The sequence below is a fragment of the Chryseobacterium sp. 22543 genome (genome assembly GCF_052044565.1).
Classification (GTDB): Bacteria; Bacteroidota; Bacteroidia; order Flavobacteriales; family Weeksellaceae; genus Chryseobacterium.
Map to the genome: position 1 here is coordinate 48791 of NZ_JBQENH010000007.1, position 23859 is coordinate 72649.

Sequence of the window (23859 nt, forward strand, 5' to 3'; positions counted from 1 at the left end):
TTTTTAAGACTGCAAATATAAGAAGCTTTAATAAACTTATCAGACCTGATTCCTTTCAGAGAATAATATAAGGATATCAGTCAGTAATATTTTTTGTTCTTCGGATAGAATCCAGTTTCTTTTCTATATCCGCACTGAAAACCTTTTTTAGTTTCAGTTGATTTTCCGTAAGCTTTGAAATAACAAAAGTACCGGTCATATTCGTATTGGAAGGAAATACTAAAGTTACTGTAGAATCTGAGGCTTTTTTCCAGCTCCCGATGTAACGGTCTGGTTTTTCATTTTTAGTAACCGGTTCTTCCAGAGTATCATATCTTAATGAAGATTTAATCAGGTTTCCTGTGACTTTTCCATTTTTCTGAAATCTGATTCCTTCTCTTCTTGCCTCAAAACCATCCTGCTTTTCGTAGGTATAAATATAAGTATCCATTTTACTGAGATTCCAGGTTTGTAAAAGTAAAGGATTGGAAGTTCTGTCCTGGGCTTTGATACCACTGACTGCGAAAAGAGAGAAAATACAGATACAAATAGTCTTTTTCATGAATACAACGGGTTTATCAGTAAAATATGTAAACTTTTAACCATGCTAAAATTAGCATCACTTAATATTTAGTAAATTTGGGAAAATTAAAATAAACAATGAAACAGAAACTTTCTTTTTTCATTTTTCTTTTGACCGTAGGACTGGCCAATGCGCAGGTTGAAGAAAAAAAACTGGACGAACTGATCCAAAATACCCTGAAAACCTTTGATGTGCCTGGAATGTCCGTGGGAATTGTAAAAGATGGAAAAATGATTTATTCCAAAGGTTTTGGAGTACGTTCTCTTACGACCAAACAGCCTATGGATGATAATACATTGGTGGGAATTGCTTCCAATTCTAAAGGTTTTACATGTACAGCATTAGCAATCTTAGCAGATGAAGGAAAACTGAACTGGGATGATAAAGTTTCAAAATATATTCCTGAGTTTCAAATGTATGATCCTTACGTTTCTCAAAATGTAACGATAAAAGATCTTATTACGCACAGAGCCGGATTGGGCCTTGGACAGGGAGATCTTATGTTTTTTCCGGAAGGAGGGAACTTAACGGTGAATGACATTGTTCATAATGTGAGATACCTGAAACCTGAAAACCCTTTCAGAACAAAATTAGATTACAATAACATCATGTTTATTGTTGCCGGAGAAGTAATTCACAGAGTTTCAGGATTAAACTGGGCAGAATTTATCGAACAGAGAATCATGAAACCTGTAGGGATGACTTCAAGCTTTGGGAGCTATAACAGAGCAAAGTCTGTAACGAATAAAATTGATGCACATGCTCCTGTAGACGGAAAAGCAATTGCCGTTCCCCACGACTGGAACGAAACAGCAAATGCCGCAGGGGGAATTATGAGTAATATTAAGGATATGACAGCTTGGGCAGAATGTCTGTTGAATAATTTCACCACCAAGGATGGGAATAAATTAGTTTCAGATAAAAATGTTCAGCAGCTGTGGAATCTTCAGATCCCTGATAGAGTAGCGGCAAAAAATCCATACGATACAAGCTTCTACGGATATGGTTTAGGTTGGTTCCTGAGCGATGTTAAAGGACATAAGCAGGTACAGCATACCGGTGGATTAATCGGAACTGTTACCCAGTTTACTTTAATTCCGGATATGAAGCTGGGAATTGTAGTATTGACGAACCAGCAGTCCGGAGCTGCTTTCAATACCATTACCAATACTGTGAAGGATTCTTATCTTGGCGTAGCAGACAGAAACTGGCTGAAAACATATGGAGACAGAATGTCTAAGATGGAAGCTGATTTTAATAAACAAAAGAAAGATGCTTTTGTAAAATCAGAAACATTTAAAAAAGAGAAATCTCTTCAGCCAAAAGCAGAGCAGTTTATAGGAACTTATAATGACGTATGGTTTGGTGATGTGGAAATTGCGCAACAGGGAAATACTTACAGAATTTCATGCAAAAACTCTCCAAGATTAAAAGGAGAATTGCTTCCTTATTCTAACAATTCTTTTATTATCAAATGGGATGACAGAAGCTATGATGCAGATGTTTATATTATTTTCAGTTATGACGAAAACGGAAAGGCAGAATCTGCAAAATTAAAAGCGATTTCTGATGTGACAGATTTCAGTTTTGATTTTGATGATCTGGATTTGAAGAAAAAATAAAAGATAAAAACATAGAAAAATATTCAAAAGATCGGGCTTTGGTTCGTTCTTTTTTGTTTGTTAACCACGAATACCACTAATATATTCACGGATGACACTAATTTTAATAATAATTGAAAATTAGAACTTATATAATTCAATAGGAACAGGCTAAAGCCCGTTTTTCTTATATACAATGTAGCCAAAACTTAACCACCCCGTCAAAAAATAATTTTTTTGCCACCCCTCCAGAGGAGGGGAATATGAAGTCTGTAAAAGGAATGGTAGTTTACTGTACAAGATTCAGATCCTGATTTGCTAAAGTAAGCTCTATATTAAGGTGTTGTTTTTCAAAGAATTTTTTTAGTTCAAGAAGTCTTTTCTTATTGTCATAATGAATGCTTGAATTCAGTTTCCTTTGACACAATGAGCAAGCTCTTGCAAGGTGATAATCTGTTTCTGTAAGTGAATTGGTTCCATTCATCACACAGTTGGCATTCAGACAATGGCTGATTCCGAACATATGCCCGATCTCGTGGGAACTGATCTTTATTAATCTTAAAAAAGTTTCATTGAAATTGGAATCGGTTAAATGACCATTTGTAAATCTGTACATAGAGGTTACCCCTACACCTTCTTCATAAGAAGCCAGCCCAAAAACGTAATTCCATTCTGGTTTCGGGAAAAGATCTTTCTCTGTAATTCCCATCAGTACTACAGCATCTTTAGGTTTTCTTTTGATCAGAATGCTGTCCAGTACATAACCTGCCAGAACTTGTTCGTGTCCTTCCTTTGAAATTCTTTTGACTTTTTCAGGAAAGATCGTATTGGGTAAAACGGGAAGGATTTTTATTTCCAGCTGGAAATATATTTTTAAATATTCTTTGGTGAGTGCTATTTCTCTTTTCTGAAGTTCATCAAAAGTTCCAATGGGTTGAAGATAAATAGTATTTTTTCCAGGTTCAGGTTTTATTTTTTTTAATTTCTGAAAATCTTCAAATGTCTGGAAATGCTCATCATGGTTATACCGCCAGCTTCCGGGTTTTGGAGAAGCCGGGAGTTTTATATCATTCAGTGCAGTCGATTCAAAATAAGATTTCTTCTGTTTCTGACATGAAAAAAGAAAGATGAATAGAGCTGCATAAAAAAAGAGAGATGTAACGTTATATTTTCCCTGGTTCATAAAAGAACAGAAGTTTCTTTTTGGCACCGTCAAATTCTGACCACGATTCACAGTCTACTTCAAAACCAGCGACTCCGCATGTGGGAAAATGAAAAATATCTTCAGAAATGGAATTGGCAAAATTTGAAATTCCATTATTGTGAGAGAAAAACGCAACTGAATTCAGGGTGTCATCCAGGTCATAAATTACAGATTCAAAACTTCTTTCCGAAGGATTGTACAATTTTTCATCAGTAGAACAGTTAAGTTGATAAGCCTGATTAAAAATTTTACACGTATTCAGTGCACGTACCGCGGGGCTTGACACAAAGTGATCGATGGAAATATTATTGTTTTTAAGGAATCTGGACATGTGCATAGCGTCTGTCAAACCTTTGTCTGCCAATGGTCTGTCAAAGTCCTCCGTTTCCTCCGGCCAGTCGCTTTTTGCATGTCTTACGAGGATGAGTTTCTTCATATAATTGTTTTTTGGAAGATTAAAATTATAAAAAAAATAATGGAATAAAACATGATTTATATAAAAAAACTGCGTTATGAATAAAATCAGTAAATTTTACTAAATTTGCAGACTTATGGGACAAATCCTTGCAATTGACTACGGAAAGGCTCGTTGTGGTATCGCTGCAACAGATGATATGCAGATTATAGCCAGTGGGCTAGAGACTGTAGAGAACCGTTTTTTAATGGAATTTTTGAAAAAATATTTCAATGAAAATAAGGTAGATGAAGTGGTAATTGGGCTTCCCATAGATTTGAAAGGAAACGTTTCGGAAATCGAAACTGATATTTTAAAATTCATTGAAGAATTTAAAAAAGAATTTTCGGATATTGCGGTCCATCGTTTTGATGAAAGGTTTACTTCCAAAATGGCTTCGTTTTTTATTTCTCAAAGTGGAAAAAACAAAAAAAAGAGGCAGGAAAAAGGATTAATAGATAAAGTAAGTGCAACCATCATATTGCAGAATTTTTTAGAACAAAAATTAAGATGATTTTACCGATAAGAGCTTTTGGGGATCCTGTTTTGAGAAAAGTGGGAAAAGATATAGACAAAGATTATCCCGAATTACAAGAATTGATAGATAACATGTTTGAAACGATGTACAGCGCAAATGGCATAGGTCTTGCAGCGCCTCAGATCGGTTTGGATATCCGTATATTTATAATAGATGTGACTCCTCTTGCTGAAGATGAGGATTATGAAGATATTAAAGATGAGTTGGCAGAGTTCAAAAAAGTATTCATCAATGCCAGAATTCTTGAAGAATCAGGTGAAGAATGGAAGTTTAATGAAGGCTGTCTTTCTATTCCGGATATAAGAGAAGATGTAAAAAGAAAAGGGACAATCGTTATTGAATATTATGACGAAAATTTTGTGAAACATACAGAAACTTTTTCCGATATTAGAGCCCGCGTAATTCAGCATGAATATGACCACATTGAAGGGGTACTGTTTACTGATCACCTGAGTGCTCTGAAAAAGAAACTGGTAAAAGGTAAACTGACAAAAATCTCTCAAGGTGACGTAAGCATTGGTTACAAAATGAGATTTCCAAAATAATTTAAACAAGGATAAAAGAAATAATATAAAGCAAAAAGCTTAGAGCTGATTGCAGAATTTACAAAAAATAAAATTATGCTGTTAGAAAAAATAATTTCAATTTCTGGAAAGCCAGGACTTTACAAATTAGTTTCTCAATTAAGAAACGGATTCATCATTGAAGATGTTACCACTAAGAAAAAAGTAAGTATTGGAAACTCAAGCCAGGTAAGTTTGTTGGATAATATTGCCATGTTTACATTTGAAAAAGAAGTTCCTTTGTTCGAAGTTTTTGAAAATATTGCTAAAAACAATGATTATAAAGAAACAATTTCTCACAAATCTTCAGATGCAGATTTAAAAGAATTTATGGTGTCTTCTTTACCTAACTATGATACAGAAAGAGTATATGCTTCTGATATCAAGAAATTGGCTCAGTGGTACAATGTTCTTCATAAAGCGGGATATATTACTCCTGAAAGTTTTGTAAAGGCAGAACCTGAAACTTTGGATGGAGAGCCTGCAGAAGAATTAAGCATTGAAAAAGAAGCTAAAAAAGCTCCAAAAGCAGAAAAACCTGCTGCACCAAAAGTAAAAGCTACTTCAGCTGCAAAATCAGCTCCAAAAAGTACGCACAGAAAACAAGGATAATTCATTCAATTTGAATTAAAAATACAAAGTCTTGTCAGGAAATTTCTGACAAGACTTTTTGTTTTTTTATGATGTAGCAGATGACAGATAATAGGGATTAGTGAATTTTCTGCTAAGTTCAAATTTCGTCTGTATCTTTAAACATTAAACATTAAACATTAAACATTAAACCCTAAACCTGTAACCTCTTGCATTCCATATCCACAAACTCTTAACTTTCACTCCAAACCACTACCACAGACCCAAAATATCCCTTACATTTGTACAAGATTGAATTTTTCATTACTTATGAATACGAAACAGGAGAAACTAGAGGCCTTCGGAAGATTACTGGATATCATGGATGATCTGCGTGAAAAATGTCCGTGGGACCAGAAACAGACTTTAGAGTCACTTCGTCATCTTACCCTTGAAGAAACCTATGAACTTTCAGATGCTATCTTACAGAATGATCTGCAGGAAATAAAAAAAGAGCTGGGAGATGTTCTGCTTCACCTGGTTTTTTATGCTAAAATTGGTTCAGAAAAAGAAAGTTTTGATATAGCAGATGTGATCAATTCCCTTAATGAAAAGCTGATTTTCCGCCATCCTCATATCTATGGAGATGTTGAAGTGAAAGATGAGGAAGAGGTGAAACAGAACTGGGAAAAATTAAAACTAAAAGAAGGAAATAAATCTATTTTGGGTGGAGTACCGAAAAGTTTGCCGAGTTTGGTAAAAGCCTACAGAATCCAGGATAAGGTAAAAGGAATCGGTTTTGAATTCCATGATGCTGAAGATGCCTGGAAAAAGGTAGATGAAGAGATTCAGGAGTTTCATGCTGAGACTGATCTCTATAAAAAGGAACAGGAACTTGGGGATGTATTTTTCTCACTGATCAATTATGCAAGAATTTCAGGAATTAATCCCGATTCTGCTTTGGAAAGAACCAATCTTAAGTTTATTTCAAGATTTCAAAAAATGGAAGGACTTGCTGAGGAACAGGATTTAAAATTGGCAGATATGTCTCTGGAAGAAATGGATGTTCTGTGGGAAAAGGCAAAAAAACTTTCATAGCTCTTTATTGGAACAATTAATGCTTCTTACATTCAATTAAAAAAATAAAAATAAATATGTTACGTTTTCTTATTTTACCTGCTTTGCTTCTATTGAGCTGTAATCCAAAAGCTCAGAATTCTCCCACTAACGAGGATGAATTGAAAGTCCAGTTTTCCCTACCTAAGAAGTTGAAGGAAGTCTCCGGAATTGCTTTATCAAAAGATAAGAAGACCATTTGGGTGATAGAAGACAGAGGGAATAAAAATGCAGTATACGGCATCAATGATAAAGGTGAAATGTTGGCAAAAGTACCTGTAGAAAATACAGAAAATACAGATTGGGAAGACATTATATCAGATGCTCAGGGAAATATTTATATCGGAGATTTTGGTAACAATGATAATAACCGTACCGATCTTGCTATTTTAAAAACTGATCTTACCATCAGTACACAGACAACAACAAAAGTTGTTCAAACCACAAAATTTCATTATCAGGGTCAAACGGAATTTCCACCCAAAAAATCAAACCTGTTGTACGATTGTGAAGCTTTTGTAGAAATGGATGGTAGCTTCTACTTATTCACAAAAAACAGAAGTAAGGGTTTTGACGGAACTTTCCTTGTATTCCAGGTGCCCAATAAAGAAGGTGATTTTGAAGCAAAATTAATCGGAAAACTAAAACTTCAGGGTGGTTATAATGATGCAGCCATTACTTCAGCTACGATCAACAGTACAAAAGATAAAATTGTATTGCTGACGCATAAAAATGTACACGTTCTTACAGGCTTTACGGCCAACGATTTCAGTGGTGCAAAAATTCAGAAAACTCCATTGAATCATAATTCCCAGAAAGAAGCCATTGTTTTTCTTGATGATAAAACAGTTATGATTGCAGACGAGAAAGGGAAAAATGAAGGGGGGAATGTATATACGTTTTCTTTAAACTAAATTTTATATTTTTATAATAAATATACTAACTAATTAACCATGAAAAAATTGTTTTACATTTCACTTGCATTAAGCCTGTTCTCATGCAGCAGCAGTGATGATACCCCAGCGGATACTCCACCGCCGCCTCCGGTTATACAGACTGAAAAAGCTTATGTTAATGGGGTAGATGGTATCGGAACACCTAATCCTAAAGAATTTTATGAATTTACTTATGAAAATGGAAATTTAACGAATGTTAAAGGAAGGTTTTATAAAATATTTATGCAAATGGAGGATATGTTTTTTGCCGATAAGATTACTACACTGTCTTACAGTAATAATAAAGTAATCTTAAGTGAATTGGAAGGAGCAAATTTTCAAGGCTATCAGGAATATCGTTTTACCATGGATAATAACAAGCCTGTAAAACAGGAACATTATTATGTAAATAATGTAACCGGCCCTGGTTCTGTAGCTGACACCAAAACTTATACTTATGAACAGGATAAATTAAAAAAGATTTATTGGAAATTTGAAGGTCCTGGTGGTTATGAATATTTCACAACCTATTATTATAGCAATAATAACCTTACTAAAAGTGAGGTCATAGAAAAAATAAGTGGAATAGATAATAAGTTAACTACAATTACATATTCTGATTTTGATAACGCTGCAAATCCATTTAAAAAACTTTATCTGCTGAATAATGAGTTGTATGAGAAAAGCTTATCTGCTAATAATTTCAGAAAAAAAGTATCCGTCACGGAAAATTTAAATCCGGCTAATGGCAATATTCCTCCAAAGACAACAACAAAAATATGGAACTATAAATACGATGCTAACGGACAGGTATTATTATTCTTTCCAATACTATAAAAAATCAAATAAAACCCCACAGAGAAATCTGTGGGGTTTTTGAATATATGAATGTATTGAAGTGATTGACATTTTTACGTCTTATGGAGTAAGGTAAGAGATATGGATATTTCCACTTGATAGCCTAAAATCCTGAGTATATCGGCAGCGTATTCTGAAGGTTTCTCCTGTATTGAAAAAGTTAATGGATGAAAGATTATGGTTCAATCCTGTAGTGCGTTCTCCATGGCCTGTAGATATGCCTGCAAGCGTTGTAAGTGCCGGCGAAACTTTTTGGATATAAGAATTTGCTGTTCCTGCAGTTTGTCCTGACGGATTTAGATTAAGATCATAGGTTGCATAAGGAACAATATTATAAAACCCGGGTTTTACCACTGTGAAAAGTCCTGTTGCTGAGTTATAAGTTAAATAAGCTGTATCAAGCTTATTGCTCACATTGAAGACGTAGGTTTGTGAATAACTTTCATGAATGGTGATTGGAGTAGAGTGTGTTCCTGTATAACTGCCGCTGGATGGGCTGATATCTGTTTTGTTCCCTACATACACAACTTTTAAGAAATTTTCAGATTCAATTGTTTTCCATACCGGAGTATTTCCGGCTCCGTTTGACATTAGGACCTCACCTTTGTTTCCTGAATTACCTTTAGTTCTGTCATCGCCGCCTACATTCAGGTCTTTAACAACCTGTAGTGAACCGTTGACATGTAAAGTATGTTGAGGTGTTGATGTTTTAATCCCTATCTGTGCATTTAAATGTATAAACAGGGTAAATAATGCCATATACAATAGCTTCTTTTTCATCATTTGTTGATTTTTTTATTGCTACAAATATAAAATGTTTTTAAAATGTCTGTTTTTTAAAGAATTGATAAACATATAAAGCTATGTGTGGTGTTGACCTATATAGCTGAAAATATGGCTTTTATTTAAAAGCCATATTTGTTTTATTAATGAAAAATGTAAGCTGAAAATTAGGATTATTAAATTTAATTAAAATTGGATTTTTTTTGAATATTCAACTGTAATTAGTTTTAATAGGTTTTAAAGAATGTTTTGTATCTGTCTTAAAATTGTAATACTGATGATGAAAATTTGATTATTTAAAATTTCATTCCTATCCCTGCGGAAAGTCTTCCACCATCTGAACCATAGAAATAATTCAGTCTTGCAGACATCATTTCTACAATGCTCAGCCATACACCGGCACCGGCAGATTGGTGCCATTTTCTGGAATTTTCACTGTCATTCCATACACGGCCGATATCATATCCGATAAGAATTCCCATATTCGCAGGAATAATATTGTTTCTTACTCTCCCGAAATCCCATCGTATCTCTGAATTATTGGTAAAATATGATCTTCCTGAGAATCTTTCGTTTCTGAAAGCCCTCATCCCATTGTTACCTCCAATTGCAGCCGCCTGATAGAATTCAAAATTGTTATTATTGATCCACATTACGTTACTGGAATTGGCAAAAACAAATTTTCCTTTCTTATCAATTCTATGATCAATGGCAAGCTTTCCTTTTACAGTCAGGAAGTTTTTATTAAAGTCGGAAAGAGTTGCTTTCCAATCGGCATTAAGCATAAATTCCAGTCCAAGAGTAGGGAATGCTGTATTATCTGCATTTTTATAGCCAAATGTATAATTGGCTCCTACAAACTGTTGGCTGTTAAATACACCTGGTCTTACGTCCGGTGACTGGTTGATGAAGCGGTCAGCCTTTCTCTGGACTTTATTATCTTCAAAGGTTAATTGAAACTGATGACTCAGATTCATCCAGCTTTTCTGAGAGATAGAAGGTGCAAAGTTGAATTTTGAAATTCTGGCTCTGTTGTATTCTCTTTCTGTATCTTCCTTATCATATTCACTTTCATTGGAAAGGCCAAAGAAATTTTGAGAAAACCTTGGAGTCGTATAAAATGCATCCAGATTGAAATCCCAACCTGAGATAGCCTTTTTAAATACTCCTTTATAGGTAAGGCTGAATCCTGCAGTAGCAGTATAAAAATTAGCTTTTAAGCTATGTCTTTGGGTATAAGGATCACGGATGAAGTTATTGACTGTATAATTGGCCAGAACGCCTACAATGACACCGTCATCCGGGTTATAGTCCAGGTTTGGATATCCTGCAAAGGAATTGTATTTCGGGTGTTTATAATTATAGCTGTTGATGTCATAATCATCAGTGATGTTTTTGGTTGCATTGCCAGCGTTATAAGTATTCTTCTGAGATTTAAAATCATAAATCTTCACTTTTCTTCCATCAGCAACATTATAAGTATCATGATTATATCCACCAATCAGCCGGATGTTCATTTTAGGGTTTCCGGTTCCTGCCACTTCATAGATATCATCATCTTCAAGTCCGTAGATCCACAATTCTTTTGTTTTTGAATCATGATAGGTCTTTTCAAAAACCAGTTCATTCTGATCTTTGTTCTTGCCCAGTTTATATTGCTGTACAAGTACTGAATGTCCGTTTTTGGTGATGACAAACTTATCAGGATTTACAGTTCCTGCCAGAGATACTTTTTTCTGTAATACATCATAATACTGAGCAGCGTAGCTCTGAAGTTTTGTTTTTCTTACTTTCAGCTTTCTCTGAATTTCAGCAATGGTATTATCCTGTACCTCTTTCGGAAGATTATGGAAAGCATCATCAATATCCGCATCAGTAAGATGTTCCTGAATATATTTTGCCTGAGTCTCCCATTCTGTCTGATCAGCTCCTTTTAAAAAGACCAGATCCATCGGGTAGGGTTCCATAGCAAGCCACTTGACACTGCTGATATCTTCTGTAAAGGTTTTCATATGGCGAATTGCCGGAACATTCATAATAAGCTTAAATGCAGCTCCGTCATATTTGCTGAATGCCTGATCTCTGTCTTTAGGGATAGGCTTATACACTACTTTGTCACCCGCTTCATATTCTGCCCATTTCCACTGATCCGAGTGTCTGTCCCAGTCACCAATAAGCATGTCAAATAATCTGGCTCTGATGTAAGATTCTCGGTCGACAGAATATTTATTGCTTTTGCTGAGGTTCTTCAATACATCATCCGTGGAAACGATATCTTTTGCATTACCGAGATAAGCCAATGTTTTAGGGTCAGAAGAAAAACGTTCTTCAATCATGTACATTTCATCTCCATAATTCTCGTTATATCTCCCTAAAGCTTGTTGTTTAGGAATATAATAGAGTTTTGGATTACTGTGCAAAATATTCAGTTTCTCTGACATATTTCCAATCGTAAACGGAGTAAATGGGTGATTGGTCGTATAAAAATCCAACAAGAATTTTTCAGGGAAAGTATCGGTGAGCTCTTCACCCAATGTACTTTTTGTGAAAGCCATATTGTTGAGAAAACGGATGGCGCTTTTTTTCACTCCACGCATCACAAATTCCTGTCCGTCCGCTGATTTCAGTCGCAAGCTGTTGGACTGGTTTCCTCCACCTTCTCTGAAAGGGATATATCCGCCGTTTAATTCTGAAAGATTGGCAGTTGGAGCTTCAATCGGAATTCCATAATAATATCTGTAATGATCTCCCCAAAGCCAGCGGTAAAATTTTCTTTTTTGAGTAAGCTGTACCGGGTAGATGGTTGAGGAAAATGTCTGCGGAAAAGAATTGGGAAAATTATTGATAAATACATCCGGCTTGGAAATTACTGAAATATGAGTCAGTTTTTGAAGCTGTGCATCTTTTGTAGAAAAATATTCAACATCTGTACTTTCATCTTTTCTGAAATTTAAAACAGCAAAACCACTTCCTCCGTAAGAAAAATCAGTTTTTTCTATAATGGTAGACGGGTCTGTTTTGGAACCTGCTCCACTGATGATTTGTCTAAGGTTTCCGTCTTCGTGGTACTGTAGATTATGATCATGCCCGGAAACGAAAATAATATTTTCCTTATCCTGAACGATGCTTTTCAATCTGTTGGCCAGATCAGCATAATGCTGGTTATTGATATCTTCAGGACTGGCTCCTGAAGAACTTCTTAAAATATTGATTATACTTGCAACACCGGGAACAGGAATCTTACTTTTTAAAGGAAAAAGATGGGATTTTACAGAATTAAAACCTGCATGGGTCCCACTGCTGATAATGGGGTGGTGTAAAGCAACAATGATTTTTTTACCCTGATTTTTAATGATCAGATCTTTAAATTCTGTGAAAAAATCCTCGCGGGTTTTGATATTACAGTTTTTATTGATTCCCGGGTAATTGTCCCAGTTGGCAATAACCCATTCTGTATCAACAGCTATGAGCTTAATGTCTTTAGAAACGTTGATATCATCAATAGGACATCCGTTTTTAGGCAGAAAAGCTTTTTTGTCGTCGAGGTATTTTTTTACCAGTCCTTCCTGAGCGTTCAATCCTTCCAGTCCGTTATACCAATCGTGATTTCCGGGAATTACCAATGTTTTACCTTTGAAATTCTTCGTTATGGCAAGTTGATTTTCCAGTTTATCTTTAGCTGAAGCATATTCTTTATCTGTTTCTTTAGGCATCCCGTTAGGATAGATATTATCTCCCAAAAAGATCAGCATAGAGTTGCTGTCGGCAGAATCCAGTTTGCTTTTCAGTAAACTCAGTGTTTTTTGTGCATGAGGTTCATCTGCGTTTCCTGCATCTCCAATCAGAAAAAGTTTAAAATCATTCTCGGATTTTATCTCAGAATCTTTTACTTCAAATAAGTTTTTGCCCTTTTGTACGTTATATGTAGCACAGGAATAAAGGGCTCCTGCGGACATTACAGTTCGAAGAACAATAGAAGTATTTTTTAGATGAGTTTTAAAGGATAAATTCATAAATTTACATTAACAAAATTTCAGGAATGAGCATTCTACAAAAAGCTAAAAATTATGTTGAAATCTTATTCAAAGATAAGTTATCTTCAGTATATTTTTATCATAATTTTATCCATACTGCCTATACGGTAAATAAGGCTGAGGAAATCATGAAAAATACTCCTGTCTCTCAAGAGGATCAGGAGAAAGTACTCGTAGCATTATGGTTTCATGATACCGGGTATATAGAATGTGCACTGAACCATGAAGAAAGGAGTGTGGAGGTAATGAAAGCTTTTTTACAGGAGGAAAATTATCCAGAAAATTATATCGCGGATGTTGAAAAACTGATTCTGGCTACGAAAATACATTATGAACCTCAGAATTTACTGGAAAAAATTGTAAAAGATGCGGATTTCAGTCATTTTGCAGGTCATGATTATAACGATATTTCTGATGCTTTGAGAAAAGAATGGGAGCTGACGAATGTAAGATGTTTCTCTAATGAAGAATGGAATGCCGGAAATCTGGATATGCTGAAAAATAAGCATACTTTTTATACAGATTATGCAAAAGAAAACTGGGAACCTCTAAAAAAGAAGAACATTAAAAAGATCGAAAAGAAGCTGGAAAAAGAAGAAGAGAAGAAAGAGGAAAAAAAGGAGAAGGAAAATTCAGAAGGTAAAAAGGATAAAGAAAAATCTGACAGAAGTGTAGATACGTTGTTCAGAGTAACGCTTAACAACCATACAAGACTGAGTGATATTGCAGACAGCAAAGCCAATATCCTTTTATCTGTAAATGCCGTGATTATTTCGGTTTGTCTTTCTGTACTGGTTCCCAAGCTGGATACCCCAAAGAATGCCCATCTGATCCTTCCGAGTTTCATTTTGTTGCTATCTAGTGTGCTAACGATTGTTTTTGCGATATTATCTACCAAACCTAATGTTACCAAAACAACCTTCACTGCTAACGATATTATCAATAGAAAAGTAAATCTGCTTTTCTTTGGAAATTTTCACCAAATGCAATTTGATGATTACCACAATGCCATGAAAGATTTGATCAAAGACAGAGATTATATTTATGATTCTATGGTAAAAGACCTGTATTATCTTGGAAAGGTTCTTGATCGGAAATATAAGCTTTTATCTATCACTTATAAGGTCTTTATGGCGGGGATTATTATTTCTGTTCTGTCTTTTGGAGTAGCATTTCTTAGTCTTTAATTAAACAACAAATACACAAATGATAGTAAGACAGCGTACAAATTGGCTGAAAATGTTATTTATATGGAGAGGCTCTGTATTAAAGAAAATTGTTGTTCAGCTAAGCATTATCACGCTGTTTTCTCTGGCTATCTATATTTTCAAAGGAAGAATCTTTGATTATAAAGTACATCTGAATCCTACGATTTTTACATTGATAGGGCTGGCTCTTGCTATATTTATGGGGTTCTGTAATTCTGCGAGCTATGATCGTTTCTGGGAAGGGCGGAAGCTTTGGGGACTTCTTGTTATTGAAACCAGATCTTTGACGAGACAGATTTTATCGTTATTGAACGACTCTTCTCCCGAAGCTAAAGAAGAAAAAGAGAAAATCATTAAGCTTATCTCCGCATTTTCCTGGTCGCTGAATTTTCAACTGAGAGATAAATCCGGAACAGAACATCTTGAAAGGCTTCTTTCTCCTGAGCAACTGGAAGAGGTGAAGGATAAAAAATTTATTCCAAGTATTATTCTGGGATTTATTGCAGACTGGCTGAACGAACAGAATAAAAAAGGAAATATTGATACCATTGTAATGACTGCCATGGATCATCAGTTGAATCAGTTTTCTAATATTTCCGGTGGTTGTGAGAGAATTTACAATACTCCGTTACCCTTTGCTTACAGTGTTCTTCTGCATCGTACTGTATATCTGTACTGCTTCTGGCTTCCTTTCGGACTGGTAGATTCCCTGGGGTGGATGATGCCTATGATTGTTCTGTTAATCAGTTATACCTTTATTGCTCTTGATGCCATTATTCAGGAGATTGGTGAGCCTTTTGGTGAGGAAGAAAATGACCTTGCGCTGAACAGTATCTGCCGTACGATTGAATTTTCTATTTTTGAACAGGCGGGAATTCCTCAAGGTGAATTGAAGAAGCCGGATACTTACTTTATAGATTAAATAACTTCTATTCCTGTGGAAGTGTAAAAGAAACTCTCAGTGCCAGCAATCCTGTAATTCCCTGAAGATCTTCAACCCTTAAGAATTCTATATCATTTTGTAGTACTCCTTTCTTCTGGAGTTTGGAAATGTAGTCGAGGTATTCTTTCTGATTTTCCATTCCGAAATAGACGATGGTGATCTTTCCAGGAGCGGTGATGCGTTCTGAAGAATCTTTTACATGGGCTTTATCCAAGCGTTTTTTGATAATTTCGTAATAGGAATTGTAAGCTCCGTCTACATCAAAACGTTTTTCATCCATTCTGAAACGGATGTCTATTTTTTCATTATAGACAAAGATCAGTGAGGCGATATCCAGCTGTACGGGAAGATATTTTTTGAATGAGTGAAATTCAAGTTCCATTTTACAGATAGTTTTCAGCTGCCAGTATCTCAGTTTGTGAACAACTTTTGAAGTATAATGAAGCTCAGGTGCGATGGTGGTGCCAATGTAAAGGTTATGCTCTACACCATCAGACTTAAATCTTTCATAGTAGTGTGGGAAAATTTCCTGTGCTTTTATCTGAGTTTCGTCCAGCATATCTGCCAGTTTTCGGTTCACCAGAGTGATAGAATCATCCAGATTTTTTCTGTGGTGATAAAAAAGGTCAGTTGGCGTAAAGATGTGTGAAAAATAGTCTTTGATCTTCGCCTTTATTTCCCTTGAGGTTCTTATTTCCAGCTTCCCTTGTAAAAAAGGATGAATTTCTTCCCTTAATAATCGTTGAAAGCGTTGTTCTGTATCAGCTTTGATCTCATTGTTGAGTTCATTTTCAAATACATCCAGTGCCAGCAAAAATTTTTCTGAATCGGAATTGGTGAGTATAAAAATCTCATTCAACCATTCAATCTGCTGATTAAGATCCTGAAGCATCAGGTTATAACGCTTTTCCGAAGAAGAACGGATATCCGAAACACCAAACAGCGGAGTAAGGTTTTTGAAAGCAATCTGCTTTAAGGTATATATTTTCTTACCGAGCGATGCGGTGAAATATTTTTCGGCTTCATTTCTGAATTTCCACACCACACTGTCGTGGATGGTTGTATATTCACGCTGGATAATAGCTTCTATCTGATAGTTTTTCTCAAAGTAGAATCTGTTCAGAGAGAAAAGAACCATATCAGTGAAAAACTCCAGTTTTTTAAGTTTTAAACCATTAAAACTTCCGGCAATAGGAGAGGTAAACTCCATAATCGCAAGGAGTTCACCGTCTTTCATGATAGGAATTACCATGAAACTGTTGACATTATTGTCCTTTAAAATACTGAAGGAAGGGAGTTGTTTTACACTTTCCTCCAGGTTGTTTACATTGGAAACAACTACAGGCTTTGAATTATGATTTAAATTATTAAACGTACTCTTACGGGTATCTTCATCAAAAGCATTAATCCAGAAATCCAGAATATGATTTGTAAGAAGACTCTCATAAATTGGGAGTTTATCCAGTTTCTGTTCTTTTTTATTAAAAGTCATCAGCCCGAAACTCAATTCCGAAACATCAAAATAGGATTTGAAAATTTCAGTCAGATTTTCATTAGGATTCAAATTTTCAGGATCAATCTCTATCATGCTTGATTTCAGATCAGAAAGTGCCACTTCCGAGGTACAGTCTACTAATGAAATGATAGTGAAACCTTTTAATATCCATGATTCTGAAGGGAAATACTTTTTCCACAACTTAAAATCATCCAGGTTTTCCAAAAGCATATCCAGCACATCATCAGATGGGATTTTAGCATCTTCTGTGGGGATAATTTCGGTAAAATCTGAATTTACCGTAATCTTATAATGTTTCATAATTCCCTGTTTATTGGGAATATCATAATAGAACGGAATAGTGCTTTTAATATCTTTTTTGAAGTAGCTCTGAAGAATCAGGCAGCAGCAGAATACATAGAACTCATTGTCTGTAATGTTTCTGAGCTCTATTTCAAAGTCTTGTCCGGCATCTCTAAGAATATCTTTAAACCTTTCGGTATAATTGAATGTGATATTGGAAAGAGGAATACTCGCTGCTTTTATTTCATTTCTGGTAAGACCTGTTGGGAAAAGATCTGCAAGAAGCAGTCTGATGAGGTCTTCATGCTGTTCGAGAAAAGCGGTGTCCTGAAAACCTTCTCTAAGCTCTTTATAATTTCTGGTGCTCTCGATCAATGATTCTGCATAGTTGACTCTATACTCTAATCTGTCATTATACCGGATATGTTCCAGAACATCCAAATATTTTTTGAATGATATATAAACCTGAAAAGGAGAGTCTTTTTTATAGAGATTAGCCAAGAGCTGAAATTTAAAGTAAAGTTATGAAAAAAACACTATTTACAAATGTGTTTTGAATGGGTATAAATGATGATTCCCTTCTTTTTTGTTTAGGTTTCTGTAAATGTTTTTATTTTGAGTCATTTAGAAAGCGCAGATAGATGTTTTTTTAGAATTTGAAAAAAGTTGTCCTAATTATTCAGGACAACTTTAGTATTTAAAAATATATGAATGTTAGAATTTAATATTATATCCCATTATAAACTGTGTTCCAAAAATGCTGAAATGCTGGGCATCATAGCTGGACTGCTGATATCTTCCGTTGAAGGTAACGGTATTATAAACTTCATCATACGCTGTATTTGCCGGTAGATTCCGCAGTTCCCATTTAGGCAGAACATTAAAGACATTCAGAATACCGAAGTTAATGGTATTTTTGCTGTTGATATTGTAGTTGATGGTAATATCCGTAGTAATTCTTGGTCTGAATCCCAGATAGGATTGTGATTCGGCATTAGGATCATTCCAGGCCAGATTAGCTCCCGGCATACCGCTGTTCGCATAAGTAGCTTTTCCAAACAAAGTATTGTTGAGTGATATATTCCATTTTTGAATGGTATAATCTATACCGAGAATAGCTTTTAAAGCTGGTCTGGAAGTGGTGGCTAATGCTTCCTCGGTTCTGTTAAAAGGAGCAGAAAGGTTAAGCCCGTTCAGCTTGTCTGAATTCTCCGTTATTTTAGAATGATTCATATTCAGGGCAAGATTAAAGGCAAGTTTGCCTTTGGCCAGATCTATATTTCTATAATTGGCGACAAGGTCCAGACCTATAGTTCTTGTGTCTACACCATTGATGAAAAAACTTGCGGCGTTCACATTGGTAATTCCTATATTGTTTAAAGGATCTAAAATTGTAGTTTTATCACTCATTCTGGAGCTTAGTAAGATTCTGTCATACACATTGATCAGATATCCGTCGATGGTAATAGAAAAATTTTTATTGGGCTGGATTCCCAGTCCTAAGGTAAAATTAAGGGATTTTTCAGCATCTAAATTGGGGATTCCTACTGCTTTAGCTTCTTTACCTACATTATTAAACAGACCCTCTGTAACGATATTACCGTTAGCAAAAACATTCTGAATAGTAGAAAGATATACCTGTTGAAGAGTAGGAGCGCGGAACCCTGTAGAAACAGATCCTCTGGCGATCAGTTTTTTTCCCATGATGTTTTGTCTTGCACTGAGTTTCCAAACCAATGAGTTTCCAAAATCGCTGTAATTTTCAAAACGTGCAGTGGCATTAAATGTTGTGGCCTCGGAAATATCAAAGGCTGCATCTGCATAGACGCCAATATTATACCTTGAAAAAATTCCGGAATTTTCTGGTGATGATCCCGGAAAAGAAATGGATCCTGTTTGATAATAAGAAGCAGGATCTCCAGTGTAGATTTCATATTCCTCTTTTCTTGCTTCAGAACCGAATGCCAATGCAATATGTTCTGATAATCTTTTGGAAACATCAATATTCCCGATAATATTATTAAATCTGAAACCACCGGGCCTAAAATTAATAGGACTGGATGCTCCTAATGCTGCATTAAAGGTATTTCCTACTGTATATAAAATTTTATTTCCCCCAAAAGTTGCGCTCAGGTCTATATTCCATTCGCTTTCTGTTTTGGTTTTGTATCCCAGTGTGGCTCCGTAATCGGTAAGGTCTCCAATAAATGTAGGCGTAAAGCCGTCGGGTGAATTCAGAACATTGGCGGGATTTACCCAATAAGGTGTTCTGTGATTGGCAAAACTGCTTACCTTTTTGGTGGCAAATGAAGCATTTGCATACAGGCTGGAGCGGTCAGATACCGGTATGGAAGTATTTATCAAAAAACTTATGCTGTTCTTTTTGGGGTATGCATTTTTATTTTGAGCGTCAGGATATTTGGCTAAATAAGCATCCACATCACTTTGACTGGCTCCAAATGTTTGTGCATCCCAGTAAGCATTTACCTTTCCGTTTCTGTAGGCATAATCATTATTCTGGAGATTGGTGGAAAATGTAAGAAAGCCTCCGTTCTTAAATGTAGAGCCAGTGATCAAATTAAAATTTTGAGAAAAGCCGTCTCCTTTTGAGTACAGCCCCAGATTTGCACTGGCTTCTGTAAAGTTTATTTTATCTTTTAATATGATATTGATAACTCCGGCAATTGCGTCAGAACCATATTGGGCAGAAGCTCCGTCTCTCAGGATTTCTATTTTTTTGATGGCAATAGACGGAATAGATGATAAATCAGCTCCCGTTTCTCCTTTTCCAATTGTATTCTGAGTGAAGATGAGAGAAGACTGATTCTTTCTTTTTCCATTAATCAAAACTAATGTTCTTGATGATCCCATATTCCTGATTTCAAAAGGATCCAGCAATGAAGTAGCATCCTGCACTGCGGCGCTGGTAGAATTAAAGGATGGAATCCTGTACTGTAGTGCTTGTCCTACAGAACTATGGCCGGACGATTGAATGATAGCTGCATCTATATTATCAATAGGTAGAGGAGTGGAGATACTCGATCTTGGAGTAGTTCTGGTGCCAACCATCACTACTTCGTCCAGCTTTTTCGCGGTTACTGAATCTTTTTCCTGTGCTTGTGCCAAGCCTATTGAGCATAATAGAAATGCGGCAGCGGCATTGTTGTTGATCTTCATCATTTCAAGTTTTTTAATTGTATTTTGTTGTAAATTCAAAACAAATGTATTGATTGTAGTATTGTTTTTTATGTTTTATTTTAACTTTTTTTAATACAATATTTTTATTGAAATTTAATAATTGTTATTTTATTTTAAATATAAATGAAATAAAAATATATAATTGATAATTTTATATTTTTAGTATTCATTGCTTAATTTTTTTTATAATGCATAGCATAGTAATTTTTTGAAATATATTGAAATAGTTAATGTATTGGATAGTTAAAATGCATGTTTTGCATACAATAAAGATATAGGTACCAAATAAATAAAACCTTCCAGAGTCAGCTGGAAGGTTTTATATTGATTCCTTATAATATTGTTTACAATCCGAACATATTCGCAAAGAAATCAGGGAAGATTTCCAGAATGATAATCAAAGCAATGACAACTACTGTAATGACGTCGTAAGTAAGGGTTACCTCTTCTCATAATTTATATTACCTATTAATAAACGTTATAGCTTTTTGAATAAGAGGATCATCTCCTTTACGGATCGACTGTAAGGTTGGTTTGACCTGAATATCAATAGAAATACCTGTTCTCTGGGTACCTTTTCCATTCGGGTAATATATTCCCAATCCACTTATGGCGGTCATTATTCCGCCTGGAAGAGGTATCTCACAAAGATCTCCGTCTGTGCCGGCTGTTTGTGAACCAATTACAGCAGATTTGAGAGCTGTTCGTAAAACCAACGTAAGAAATTCTGATGCACTTTGTATGGTTTCATCCACTAAAATAGCTATTTTACCTTTGTAATAATTGCTGTTTGCTTTTCCAATTTTTGCGTTTCCGCTCATCTCAAATTTTCCCAGATGCTGCAATGATGTTGCTGTAAATTTTGCAAATTCTTTGGAGGTAGGAAAAAAATAATCAGAAATTATGGAGGTTGAAAATTCTTTAGGATAGCATCGGAGATCAATGATAATTCCTTTTTTATTCATAAATTTTTTCATGACCGTCTGGATCTCATCTTTCGTGATAACAGCAGGATAAATATAACCGATATTCTGATCAAATTCTTTATAAATAGGAAGTTCATCCTTGGTATGGACTAGCTTTGGAATATAGTTTTTTAAAACACTGTCCCAATTCTTTCCTATGATGTCTTTGTAGGGGAAAAAGTAATTGATACTTCTGAACTGTGATACTTCAGATATCCCCAGTTTTTTCCAAGCTGATACAGATTATTGATTTGTTGGTTATTGAGACTGTCTATTCTGAACTGAGAATCCAGAAAGAATTCATCAGGTGATTGGGAGAGATTCTGGGAGGATAAGTCTCAAACATTTTTTCCATCTATATAAAGTTTAAAACTGTCAAACCAGACTTTTCCTTTCCCTTTAAGGAATCCTCCAATTATAATTTTATCTGTGTCTTTAGGAATTACAACGTTGATTGTATATTTTTTCCAATCTGCTGCCCCTTGAATGTTTTCTGTTTTTACGTTTTTAGATTCAAGTTGAATTTCCTGTTGATCTTCAAAAGTTATAAACAAGCCTGCAGAGTTTTCCACATTTTCTGTTTTGATATAGCCTGCCAGCGTTACTTCTTTTCCTCGGTAGCTGTTGACAAGAATGTATGCGATTCCTCCTGTACGTTCTGTCGTGTCAGATTGAACGCTTACAGATTTTTCCCTGAATGAGATAGGATTGATTCTATTTTTACCTTGTTGTTTCCCCTGCTGAACCAGCCGTCGGGTAACGGATTATTTCCTGTTCTTGATTCAAATCCGAAATTATAATCTTTACTATTTTGAGAGTAACCGCTGATTGATAATAGCGCAAAAAATATGATGCAAAAAATGTTTTTCATATTCAATTAAAAGAGGGAGGATAAATTTGACAGAGGTAAAAGTTAAAAGTATGCGGAGTTTCCTGGTTTTGTTTTTTCAAATATAAGCTTTTGTTTTTATCCGGATATGACCACTGTTTTATAATAAAAAAGCACAACTGAATAGCTGTGCTTTTTTATATTGTATAATTCAGATTTTATAATCCGAACATTCTTGCAAATAGATCCGGGAAAACCCCAAGGATAATAATTAAAACAATTATTATTACTGCAATGATATTGTAAGTAAGTGTTACTTTTTCTGATGATTTGAATGTAGATTCTTTAAAGAAGAACATTGCGATGATCAGCCTTAAATAGTAAGCAATAGACAAGGCAGAACCCAATACCGCTACCAATACTAAGAAAGCTGCACCGTTCATAGCCTGGGAGAATAAAGCAAATTTACCCATAAACCCAGCTGTTAACGGAACCCCTGCCATTGAAAGCATAGAGATTGCTGCTGCTGTTGCTAATAAAGGTTCTGTTTTCGCCAATCCTTTAAATGCTCCGAAAGAAGTTTCTCTTTTTAATTTCTCTACCCAGATCAGACACATGAAAACTCCTACTGTAGATAAAGAATAAGCAAATAAATAGAATGCTAAGTTATAAGTAGAAAGGCTTGTCATTCCGAAGAATACCAATCCGATATATCCTGCATGAGATACTGAAGAGTATGCCAGCATTCTTTTTGCATTTGTCTGAGCAAGACCCATAACGTTTGCTAAAAGTAATGTAATGATTAAGAATACTCCTAAAACGTTGATCCACTCATGAGTCACTCCAGTGAAACCAAGCGTCATCAATCTGAATAGGGCAAAGAATCCTGAGATTTTTACCACACTCGCCATGAAAGCTGTGATCAGTGAAGGAGAGCCTGCATATACATCAGGACTCCACATGTGGAAAGGTGCTAAAGCTACCTTGAATGCCAATGCACAAAGAATAAGTAATACTCCTAGGATAAACATTACATTCCCTGAATTAGCTACTCCAAAATCATGAATCTTGTACAGATCAAAACTTCCTGCACTTCCATAGATGAACGCAATCCCGAACAGTAAGAAACCTGTTGCAAATGCACCCATAAGGAAATATTTAATAGAAGCTTCATTGGATCTAAGATCAGTTTTGTTAGCTCCAGCCATTACATATAATGGAATAGAAAGGATCTCAATTCCTAAGAACATCGTTACCAGGTTCTGGTATCCGAAAAGGATGATCCCTCCACATAATGCAAATAGCATCAATGCATATAATTCTGACTGGTGGCTTCTATGGTTGCTGAACGCAAAACCTCCCAGAAAGAATAATAATAATGTTGTTACGATTGATATTTTAGTGAATAATGCGGTATTGCCACTGTACTCATACATATGCTTGTAATGGTCGAAGAACGAACATTCCGGCATAAAACTTACGTACAATGCGATGATTAATCCCAAAATCCCAATGTATCTTGCGAATTTTCCTTGTTCAAAAACTCCTGAAAATAACGCAATAACTGCTGTTAGGAAAACAATAATTAAAACACTCATAATATAGATTTGAGGTGCGAGATCTGAAGTTTAAAGTTTAAGGTTTTGAGTTTAAAGTTCCGGGTTCAAAAGTTCCCATCCCTAATCTCTTCGTCTTTTATC

At 35.3% G+C, this 23859-nt stretch carries 19 protein-coding genes; 9 read left to right on the plus strand and 10 right to left on the minus strand.

What is annotated here, in order from left to right; genetic code table 11:
• Window positions 1–76 precede the first annotated feature (76 nt).
• The gene (locus tag ACTJIP_RS20180; RefSeq protein WP_077413842.1) at window positions 77–541 is read right to left on the minus strand and encodes a hypothetical protein; all 465 of its coding nucleotides are present in this window, start codon (window positions 539–541) and stop codon (window positions 77–79) included.
• 98 nt (window positions 542–639) lie between these two features.
• Between ACTJIP_RS20180 and ACTJIP_RS20185 the strand changes: the two genes are divergently transcribed.
• Window positions 640–2184 (plus strand): serine hydrolase, encoded by a 1545-nt coding sequence (locus ACTJIP_RS20185; RefSeq protein WP_440705005.1) that lies wholly within the window; start codon window positions 640–642, stop codon window positions 2182–2184.
• 268 nt (window positions 2185–2452) lie between these two features.
• Here ACTJIP_RS20185 and ACTJIP_RS20190 read toward each other — a convergent pair whose 3' ends face one another.
• Window positions 2453–3346 carry a Zn-dependent protease gene (locus tag ACTJIP_RS20190; RefSeq protein ID WP_440705006.1) on the minus strand — a complete coding sequence of 298 codons (894 nt, stop codon included), beginning with the start codon at window positions 3344–3346 and terminating at the stop codon, window positions 2453–2455.
• A complete protein-coding gene (locus ACTJIP_RS20195; protein WP_047377738.1) occupies window positions 3327–3803 on the minus strand; it encodes a SixA phosphatase family protein in 477 nt (158 codons plus the stop codon). Before ACTJIP_RS20195 ends, ACTJIP_RS20190 begins: the two co-directional genes overlap by 20 nt.
• A 115-nt stretch (window positions 3804–3918) precedes the next feature.
• Here ACTJIP_RS20195 and ruvX point away from each other — a divergent pair, with 115 nt between their 5' ends.
• From ruvX to ACTJIP_RS20225, 6 genes are all read left to right on the plus strand, one after another.
• Complete coding sequence (gene ruvX, locus ACTJIP_RS20200; protein ID WP_047382122.1) at window positions 3919–4335, plus strand: Holliday junction resolvase RuvX; 417 nt, start codon at window positions 3919–3921, stop codon at window positions 4333–4335.
• Window positions 4332–4904: a peptide deformylase gene (def, locus tag ACTJIP_RS20205; RefSeq protein WP_077413845.1), complete on the plus strand. Its 573-nt coding sequence runs from the start codon at window positions 4332–4334 to the stop codon at window positions 4902–4904. The genes ruvX and def overlap by 4 nt, the downstream gene beginning before the upstream one ends.
• A 75-nt stretch (window positions 4905–4979) precedes the next feature.
• Window positions 4980–5534 (plus strand): DUF5606 family protein, encoded by a 555-nt coding sequence (locus ACTJIP_RS20210; RefSeq protein WP_440705007.1) that lies wholly within the window; start codon window positions 4980–4982, stop codon window positions 5532–5534.
• A 288-nt stretch (window positions 5535–5822) separates the two neighbouring features.
• On the plus strand, window positions 5823–6590 hold the full coding sequence (mazG, locus tag ACTJIP_RS20215) for a nucleoside triphosphate pyrophosphohydrolase (protein ID WP_077413847.1): 768 nt from the start codon (window positions 5823–5825) through the stop codon (window positions 6588–6590).
• A gap of 56 nt (window positions 6591–6646) precedes the next feature.
• The gene (locus ACTJIP_RS20220; protein ID WP_428168837.1) at window positions 6647–7522 is read left to right on the plus strand and encodes a hypothetical protein; all 876 of its coding nucleotides are present in this window, start codon (window positions 6647–6649) and stop codon (window positions 7520–7522) included.
• 39 nt (window positions 7523–7561) lie between these two features.
• Window positions 7562–8380, plus strand: coding sequence for a hypothetical protein (locus ACTJIP_RS20225; protein ID WP_180565147.1), 819 nt, complete (start codon window positions 7562–7564; stop codon window positions 8378–8380).
• Between the two features lie 81 nt (window positions 8381–8461).
• On the opposite strand, the gene ACTJIP_RS20230 is transcribed toward ACTJIP_RS20225, so the two are convergent.
• Window positions 8462–9184, minus strand: coding sequence for a hypothetical protein (locus ACTJIP_RS20230; protein ID WP_440705008.1), 723 nt, complete (start codon window positions 9182–9184; stop codon window positions 8462–8464).
• Between the two features lie 296 nt (window positions 9185–9480).
• Window positions 9481–13197, minus strand: a complete 3717-nt coding sequence (locus tag ACTJIP_RS20235; RefSeq protein ID WP_440705009.1) for a metallophosphoesterase — start codon at window positions 13195–13197, stop codon at window positions 9481–9483.
• 26 nt (window positions 13198–13223) lie between these two features.
• Here ACTJIP_RS20235 and ACTJIP_RS20240 point away from each other — a divergent pair, with 26 nt between their 5' ends.
• Both ACTJIP_RS20240 and ACTJIP_RS20245 read left to right on the plus strand, forming a co-directional pair.
• Window positions 13224–14405: a Pycsar system effector family protein gene (locus ACTJIP_RS20240; RefSeq protein ID WP_047382145.1), complete on the plus strand. Its 1182-nt coding sequence runs from the start codon at window positions 13224–13226 to the stop codon at window positions 14403–14405.
• A 19-nt stretch (window positions 14406–14424) separates the two neighbouring features.
• Window positions 14425–15348: a bestrophin family protein gene (locus ACTJIP_RS20245; RefSeq protein WP_219072188.1), complete on the plus strand. Its 924-nt coding sequence runs from the start codon at window positions 14425–14427 to the stop codon at window positions 15346–15348.
• Window positions 15349–15355: 7 nt separating this feature from the next.
• Here the strand turns inward: ACTJIP_RS20245 and ACTJIP_RS20250 are convergent, their stop codons facing one another.
• The 5 genes from ACTJIP_RS20250 to ACTJIP_RS20270 form a co-directional block, all read right to left on the minus strand.
• Window positions 15356–17668, minus strand: coding sequence for a GAF domain-containing protein (locus ACTJIP_RS20250; protein ID WP_440705010.1), 2313 nt, complete (start codon window positions 17666–17668; stop codon window positions 15356–15358).
• Window positions 17669–17881: 213 nt separating this feature from the next.
• A complete protein-coding gene (locus ACTJIP_RS20255; protein ID WP_077413854.1) occupies window positions 17882–20347 on the minus strand; it encodes a TonB-dependent receptor plug domain-containing protein in 2466 nt (821 codons plus the stop codon).
• Window positions 20348–20826: 479 nt separating this feature from the next.
• The gene (locus ACTJIP_RS20260; protein WP_180565797.1) at window positions 20827–21552 is read right to left on the minus strand and encodes a S41 family peptidase; all 726 of its coding nucleotides are present in this window, start codon (window positions 21550–21552) and stop codon (window positions 20827–20829) included.
• A 116-nt stretch (window positions 21553–21668) separates the two neighbouring features.
• Window positions 21669–21902 carry a hypothetical protein gene (locus ACTJIP_RS20265; RefSeq protein WP_440705011.1) on the minus strand — a complete coding sequence of 78 codons (234 nt, stop codon included), beginning with the start codon at window positions 21900–21902 and terminating at the stop codon, window positions 21669–21671.
• Between the two features lie 475 nt (window positions 21903–22377).
• Window positions 22378–23766, minus strand: a complete 1389-nt coding sequence (locus ACTJIP_RS20270; protein ID WP_262484609.1) for an NADH-quinone oxidoreductase subunit N — start codon at window positions 23764–23766, stop codon at window positions 22378–22380.
• Window positions 23767–23859: the final 93 nt, after the last annotated feature.

Bases quoted from the DNA above. Each gene is read 5' to 3' on its own strand.
- ACTJIP_RS20180 (WP_077413842.1), bottom strand. From the start codon at position 541: ATGAAAAAGACTATTTGTATCTGTATTTTCTCTCTTTTCGCAGTCAGT.
- ACTJIP_RS20185 (WP_440705005.1), top strand. From the start codon at position 640: ATGAAACAGAAACTTTCTTTTTTCATTTTTCTTTTGACCGTAGGACTG.
- ACTJIP_RS20190 (WP_440705006.1), bottom strand. From the start codon at position 3,346: ATGAACCAGGGAAAATATAACGTTACATCTCTCTTTTTTTATGCAGCT.
- ACTJIP_RS20195 (WP_047377738.1), bottom strand. From the start codon at position 3,803: ATGAAGAAACTCATCCTCGTAAGACATGCAAAAAGCGACTGGCCGGAG.
- ruvX (WP_047382122.1), top strand. From the start codon at position 3,919: ATGGGACAAATCCTTGCAATTGACTACGGAAAGGCTCGTTGTGGTATC.
- def (WP_077413845.1), top strand. From the start codon at position 4,332: ATGATTTTACCGATAAGAGCTTTTGGGGATCCTGTTTTGAGAAAAGTG.
- ACTJIP_RS20210 (WP_440705007.1), top strand. From the start codon at position 4,980: ATGCTGTTAGAAAAAATAATTTCAATTTCTGGAAAGCCAGGACTTTAC.
- mazG (WP_077413847.1), top strand. From the start codon at position 5,823: ATGAATACGAAACAGGAGAAACTAGAGGCCTTCGGAAGATTACTGGAT.
- ACTJIP_RS20220 (WP_428168837.1), top strand. From the start codon at position 6,647: ATGTTACGTTTTCTTATTTTACCTGCTTTGCTTCTATTGAGCTGTAAT.
- ACTJIP_RS20225 (WP_180565147.1), top strand. From the start codon at position 7,562: ATGAAAAAATTGTTTTACATTTCACTTGCATTAAGCCTGTTCTCATGC.
- ACTJIP_RS20230 (WP_440705008.1), bottom strand. From the start codon at position 9,184: ATGATGAAAAAGAAGCTATTGTATATGGCATTATTTACCCTGTTTATA.
- ACTJIP_RS20235 (WP_440705009.1), bottom strand. From the start codon at position 13,197: ATGAATTTATCCTTTAAAACTCATCTAAAAAATACTTCTATTGTTCTT.
- ACTJIP_RS20240 (WP_047382145.1), top strand. From the start codon at position 13,224: ATGAGCATTCTACAAAAAGCTAAAAATTATGTTGAAATCTTATTCAAA.
- ACTJIP_RS20245 (WP_219072188.1), top strand. From the start codon at position 14,425: ATGATAGTAAGACAGCGTACAAATTGGCTGAAAATGTTATTTATATGG.
- ACTJIP_RS20255 (WP_077413854.1), bottom strand. From the start codon at position 20,347: ATGATGAAGATCAACAACAATGCCGCTGCCGCATTTCTATTATGCTCA.